This is a genomic window from Stenotrophomonas sp. INTA L402-1 (assembly GCF_059295135.1).
Genome location: NZ_JCAFWP010000110.1, coordinates 1 through 785 on the forward strand (window position 1 = coordinate 1; position 785 = coordinate 785).

General features: G+C 58.1%; 2 protein-coding genes. Both read left to right on the forward strand.

Features of this window, described 5'->3' with window-relative positions; translation table 11 throughout:
• Nucleotides 1–575: alpha-D-ribose 1-methylphosphonate 5-phosphate C-P-lyase PhnJ (gene phnJ, locus AC5O77_RS21755; protein WP_494507169.1), on the forward strand; the 575-nt coding region annotated here is incomplete at its 5' end.
• The coding region (locus AC5O77_RS21760; RefSeq protein WP_494507170.1) for an ATP-binding cassette domain-containing protein at nucleotides 572–785 on the forward strand (214 nt) is incomplete at its 3' end. The genes phnJ and AC5O77_RS21760, both read left to right, overlap by 4 nt.

Sequence of the window (785 nt, forward strand, 5' to 3'; positions counted from 1 at the left end):
GGGTAAACACTACCGAACGCACGGACGATGCGACGCTTATCCAGACGCGCCATCGCATCCCCGAAACGCCGCTCACCGAAGATCAGATCATTATTTTCCAGGTGCCGATCCCCGAACCGCTGCGCTTTATCGAGCCGCGCGACACGGAAACCCGCACCATGCACGCGCTGGAGGAGTACGGCGTGATGCAGGTGAAACTGTATGAAGATATCGCCCGCTTCGGTCATATCGCCACCACCTATGCCTATCCGGTGAAGGTGAACGGGCGCTACGTGATGGACCCGTCGCCGATCCCGAAATTCGATAACCCGAAAATGGACATGATGCCCGCCCTGCAGCTGTTCGGCGCAGGGCGCGAGAAGCGCATCTATGCGGTGCCGCCGTTTACCCGCGTGGAAAGTCTCGATTTCGACGATCACCCGTTCACCGTTCAGCAGTGGGATGAGCCATGCGCCATCTGCGGATCGACCCACAGCTCTCTTGATGAAGTGGTGCTGGATGACGCCGGAAACCGCATGTTTGTCTGCTCCGATACCGATTATTGCCGCCAACAGAGCGAGGCAAAAAACCAATGAAGCAACCGTTACTTTCGGTCAATACCCTGACCCACCGTTACGCGCCGGGCAAAGGCTTTAGCGATGTCTCTTTTGATTTATGGCCGGGGGAAGTGCTGGGCATTGTCGGGGAATCCGGCTCCGGGAAGACCACGCTGCTGAAGTCGATCTCCGCGCGCCTGACGCCGCAGCAGGGGGAAATTCACTACGAGAACCGTTCGCTGTATGCAA